Origin of the sequence: Micromonospora sp. H61, from assembly GCF_018070325.1 — a bacterium.
In the GTDB taxonomy this organism is placed as follows: Bacteria; Actinomycetota; Actinomycetes; order Mycobacteriales; family Micromonosporaceae; genus Micromonospora; species Micromonospora salmantinae.
On sequence record NZ_JAGPXY010000157.1, the window covers coordinates 1 to 3,670 of the forward strand.

Consider the following 3,670-nt stretch of genomic DNA (forward strand, 5'->3'; position numbering starts at 1 on the left):
TCGGTGAACGTCGTGGTCACTGAAAGTTGTGCCATCAGGTCGGGTCGCAGGTTCGGAGTGAAACAAGATGTCGACTCCGAGGAGACCGGGGAAAGCGGTGCCCACCTGCTGCCGGACCCGGTCGACGCCCTGACGCGTTGTCTGGCCAACCTTGATCCAGAACTTACCCGACTGGCCGGTCGCTCGCCGCCACGGCTTCGCGTTGCCCGTGTGCGTGTAGGCGTAAATGTAGTTCGTCACTCGCCCTCTGCCTCGTCATCATCTAACCCGTTGGCGGAGCCACTCGCCCGATACTTGTGACCTCCCGGCAGGTGCGAGGCAGGGATAGCTGAATTCAGCGAGAGGACGGGCTCCCGCGGGTGGAGGCTCGACTCGATGTATTGGATCTCGTCGGGGGCTAGATCGAAATAGCTGTAGAGATCAGCATCGGTCCAACGCTGAGTCATCGGAAGTGAAGGGACGAACCTGAAGCGCTCGGAAGTGATGTCCTGCGTCGCCTTGCGCTGAAGAACCAAGAATCTTGCAAACTTTGTAGATAGGTAGAACGCGTAGTTCTCGCACTCATCCTTCGTGTCGAACGCGCCAGTCACGAAATAGGACTCGGTACAAGCGGACCCTGGCGCGACAGCTAGGGGCTCGCCGATGACATAGGAGACCTCGCGCCCATGCCCATCGCCGGCCTTGGGCAGCAAAACCTTCCACTTTGAGACGAGGTCAAAGTTGCGCTCGAAACTCTCTGGGTGGACGTAACCCACACCGCTATTGTGGATCAGCGGGACACTGCCCTCGAAGGGCTGTTCATTCTCGCCACGGTAGTTGGTGCGCCACTCCTGCGAAAATGCGAGGCGTGGCCAGAACCAGCTCTCGACCGAGCCTCCTGATTGCTCAAGGATCTTGTGGACGAGTGCAGAGGCCTTGTTGTCTCGGATCACCACGCCGTGGCCTTCGCGTAGGTCCCGGATGGCGGTAGAAATGATCCGGCCGTCGATGCGGGTAGAGAACTCACAATCGTCGTTGTGGTCGCGATCCCACAGAAAGTAGGAGACGCCGCCCTTGATTTCGACCTGAGGGAAAACGTCGAACAATTTGGGATTGTCCACCAGTTTAACGAGACGACGATCCTTGATCATCTCATCTCGGTACTCGTCGAGACCAAGGCCCCCGGTGAACCAGCGAGACGGCGTGATCATCAAGACGTACTTCGGTTTCAGCCCAATGGCTTTGCGGACGAAGTGCTGGTAGATCGGCATCGTTCGCGTAGTGCCTTCCGCGCCGATCTGGTACGGAGGGTTGCCAACAATCACGTCGAACCTCACGCCTGTCATCTCCTTGACGGGGTACGCGTTATGAATGAACGAGTATGCATAGTGCTCGCGACGCTCGCGGACGAGAGCGGCTGGCGCGTGGCATATTACGCAGTGTCGACCATTGCGATCCAGAGTGTGTTCGGTTGGAACATAGCTGATGTTTCCATCCGGATCTCCGAACGGCACGAGGAGACCGCGCATCGATTCATCCTTCAAGCCTGCCCCCGTGGCGTCTCTCGTTTGATACACCGACCGGCGCGCGATGTCCCCGGACATCTGGGTAATCGCGGCTCCATAGAGCATTTTCCGGAGAATGTGCTGCCGTCGGTTCGCGGGGTTGGGCTCCCACTCGGCAAGCCCGATCATGAGACGCTTAGCTGCCTCGCGAAGAAAGACGCCGGACTTCGTTGCGGGATCCAGCCAGCGGAAGTCGGGTCTCGTCCACACCTCGGAAGGGAGGATGTCCAGCATGGCGCCTGCCAGCTTTGGCGGCGTGAAGACCTCGTCGTTAGGCAGCTGCGCGAGGGTCTCCAGCACGTCTGGAATGTGCACCGGCAGTGATCCGGCGGCCAATCTGGTCGTGCTCATGCTTTTTGTACCCCCAGCTGGGAGTAGTGCACCGTGGCTAAGGGTTCCGGCGGCACATAGAAAAGGTCCATGTCGGGAGCCTCCAGGGGCGACGGGATTCGGGCGAACCTCTCGCCGTCAAGGGGCTTGTACTCAATGAAGATGATGTCCGCAGCAGTGTTCAGGAAGTCGCCGAGCACGATGTTGCTGGCCAAGATTGCCGTCACTGCGCCGCCGAACCCTACGGTTGGCTCAATCTGCCGATTAGTGACCACCGTGTCGATGACCTCGCGCATCCGATGGCGCGCCTCATGCACGTTCTGCTGGTTGATGTCGATGGCATAGATCGACACGAGGCACCGCAATAGCGCGAACTCGTACCAGTAGTCGGTGCCGCCGTGTGCTGTTTCGGTGATGATCGCGATTTTTCGCTCCAGGATCGCGGCCAGGAAGTTTCCGTTGCCGCACGCAGGCTCCAGGAACCGGCTGTCGATCCCAGCGAACGCTTCAGGGATGAGGTCGAGCATCGCCTGGACTTCGCGCGGCTGGGTGTACACCTCACCGAGGTCACGAACCCGTTCTCGGGACTTGATGTGACCGCCCGCTCCACCGGTTGGAACTCGTGACGAGGCGCGTCCAACGGGCCCTTCGGTCACCACCGCGACAGGTTGAGCACTGGTCATCAGCCAATCTTGCCGTACGAGGCAAGCAGGCGACCGAACGGCTCGGCATGGCCAAGAGGCCGAGGCACACCAGCGGCCGCGCAGGCTGCTATCCCGCAGAGGGCATCATCGGGCCGACCGGCGGCCGGGTCACCACGCCATCGATCAACGGTCTGTCGGTCTGGGGCGGCCCTCCAGGCTTCCCTGCGCTCCGCGCTAGTCGGCGGGCATCAGGTGTGACGGTGGCCGAGCGACAGCGGCCAGCGCGCGCCCAAGTGGTGGTACGTGCGGCCCGTTCAGGGTGCCCTAGAAAAGGTGTGCTGAAAGTGTGCACAGAGTATTACGCCTTACTCTGACCGCTTTGCCCGGAATAGCCGATAGGTTCTGACGACCTTTCCGACGGCCCCATTCGTTCGGGTGACGAGCTCTTGTTCAATCAGTGTCGTACCCACCTCAACGGCGAAAAGGACTGCAAGCTCCGGGTCGGCGGCGACTTGGCGCTGTCGTGTTTCTGGGTGAGGGCTCTTGTCCGGCCTGCCCTCCTGTCGGCGGAGGTGTGCGTAGGTGCCGCGGCCCTGTTCGGTGGCCACCAAGCCTGCCTCGCGTAGTACCGCTATGGCTTGACGAATCGTGCCGCGGGCTGCTCGGAATTCGGCGGTGAGGGTGCTCTCGGCCGGTAAGAGGGTGCCCGGCGGGATAGCGCCACTCTCGATGCGTTCCCGCAGCTCGTTCGCGATCATGCGGTAGCGGGGCTGTCCGTAGTGCGGGGTGGGCACCTGCTCACCGTACCTGGCACTTGTCTTACCAAGTGCCAATCAAGTGACCCGATTCGACGTCTAGACAACTTGTCCACTTGTAGATACGTTTCCTGGTGTGCGGTTGGGATGACGGTTCGTGTCAGGGGTGGCCTCGCGCCCGTCTTGGTCGCAGCTGATGCGCGGCGTCCTGTCGGACCGGTTGCGGTAGCCGCGCGTACAAGATGGCTCGGCGATACCCGACCCGTCCGGCGTCGGACGGTGCGCCGTGCCTTCATCCGGGCCGGTGGCCTGCCGCATTCCCCCGTGGCTGGCCACCGGTCTCCGCCTACCTGTGGAGGTGCGATGCCCGGCTCTCACCGTCGGCACCATTGGCTCT

The 3,670-nt window shown here is 61.6% G+C and carries 4 protein-coding genes; all 4 read right to left on the reverse strand.

Annotated elements, in window-relative coordinates; genetic code table 11:
• Positions 1 to 240, reverse strand: a 240-nt coding sequence (locus KBX08_RS32440) for a hypothetical protein (protein WP_210787575.1), incomplete at its 3' end; no start/stop codon positions are given.
• Entirely contained in the window at positions 237 to 1,895 is a 1,659-nt protein-coding gene (locus KBX08_RS32445; protein WP_210787577.1) for an Eco57I restriction-modification methylase domain-containing protein, read from the reverse strand. The genes KBX08_RS32445 and KBX08_RS32440, both read right to left, overlap by 4 nt.
• Positions 1,892 to 2,557 carry a hypothetical protein gene (locus KBX08_RS32450; protein ID WP_210787578.1) on the reverse strand — a complete coding sequence of 222 codons (666 nt, stop codon included), beginning with the start codon at positions 2,555 to 2,557 and terminating at the stop codon, positions 1,892 to 1,894. The genes KBX08_RS32445 and KBX08_RS32450 overlap by 4 nt, the downstream gene beginning before the upstream one ends.
• Before the next feature lie 326 nt (positions 2,558 to 2,883).
• Positions 2,884 to 3,276 carry a GntR family transcriptional regulator gene (locus KBX08_RS34975; protein ID WP_374101980.1) on the reverse strand — a complete coding sequence of 131 codons (393 nt, stop codon included), beginning with the start codon at positions 3,274 to 3,276 and terminating at the stop codon, positions 2,884 to 2,886.
• Between the last annotated feature and the right edge of the window lie 394 nt (positions 3,277 to 3,670).

Coding starts and splice junctions, on each gene's coding strand:
- KBX08_RS32445 (WP_210787577.1), bottom strand. CDS start 1,895: ATGAGCACGACCAGATTGGCCGCCGGATCACTGCCGGTGCACATTCCA.
- KBX08_RS32450 (WP_210787578.1), bottom strand. CDS start 2,557: ATGACCAGTGCTCAACCTGTCGCGGTGGTGACCGAAGGGCCCGTTGGA.
- KBX08_RS34975 (WP_374101980.1), bottom strand. CDS start 3,276: ATGATCGCGAACGAGCTGCGGGAACGCATCGAGAGTGGCGCTATCCCG.